Source organism: Streptomyces gardneri (assembly GCF_006539185.1).
Lineage (GTDB): Bacteria > Actinomycetota > Actinomycetes > Streptomycetales > Streptomycetaceae > Streptomyces > Streptomyces gardneri.
In genome coordinates, this window is sequence record NZ_BJMN01000135.1 from 1 (window position 1) to 1,253 (window position 1,253).

The window sequence follows — 1,253 nt, forward strand, 5'->3', positions numbered from 1 at the left end:
GGACGGTGGATCCGTCCTGGCGGGGGAGCAGGGGTACGGCGACGCCGCCGTCCCCGTGGGTGAGGGCGTCCGCGAGCAGCGCGACCGTCGGGGCGTTGAACATGTCGCGGACGGTCAGCTCGACGTTCAGGCGCTTCGCCACCCGCGAGACCATCCGGACGGCGTGCAGGGAGTGCCCGCCGAGCAGGAAGAAGTCGTCGTCGACACCGACCCGGTCGAGGCCGAGGACATCGCGCCAGATGTCGGCGATGACCTGCTCGGTCTCGTTGCGCGGGGCGGTGTACTCGCTGTCGGCGGCCTGGCCCGCGCCGTCGGGGGCGGGCAGCGCGCGGCGGTCGACCTTGCCGTTCGGGGTCAGGGGCAGCGCGTCGAGGAAGACGAACCAGTTGGGGACCATGTAGTCGGGCAGGCTCTCGCGGAGCCGCGCCCGCAGGGCGGCGACGGTCAGGACCCGGCCGACGACGGGGACGCAGTAGCCGACGAGGTGCTTCTCGCCGGGGGTGTCCTCGCGGACGACGACGGTGACGTTGGCGACGTCCTCGTGGGCGGCGAGCGCGGACTCGATCTCGCCGAGCTCGATGCGCAGGCCGCGCAGCTTCACCTGCTGGTCGATGCGGCCGAGGAACTCGATGTTGCCGTCCGGGAGCCAGCGCACCAGGTCACCGGTCCGGTAGACGCGGGCCCCCGGCTCCTCGGTTTCCTGCGCGAAGGGGTGCGGGACGAAGCGCTCCTCGGTGAGCTCGGGCCGGTTCCAGTAGCCGCGGGCGACGCCGGGGCCGCCGATCCACAGCTCCCCGGGGACACCGACGGGCGCGAGGCCGCCGAAGCGGTCCATCACGAGGGCCTCGGTGTTCGCGATGGGCCGGCCGATCGGCATGGAGGTGATCTGCGGCCCCGCCGGGTCGACGACGTAGCAGGTCGCGAACACGGCGGCCTCGGTGGGGCCGTAGCCGTTGACGAGGTTCTCCGGCGCGTACGGCCCGGCGAGGAGGGCGTCGGCGACCGAGCGCTCGACGGCGTCACCGCCGTACATCACCGTCTTCATCCCGGCGACCAGGTCCGGGGCCTCCGAGACGTGGTGGTTGAAGAGCGGGGCCGTCAGCCACATGGTGGTGACGTCGTGGGCGCGGAGGGTGGACGCCAGGAGCGGGGTGTCGACGAGCGCTTCCTTGGTCACGACGGCCAGCGCGGCGCCCGACGTGAGGGCGCCCCAGCACTCCCAGGTGAACACGTCGAAGCAGAAGTTGCAGGTC

1 protein-coding gene is annotated in these 1,253 nt (G+C 72.6%); it reads right to left on the bottom strand.

Annotated elements, in window-relative coordinates; genetic code table 11:
- Positions 1-1,253, bottom strand: a 1,253-nt coding sequence (locus SGA01_RS40740; protein WP_141303472.1) for a non-ribosomal peptide synthetase, incomplete at both ends; no start/stop codon positions are given.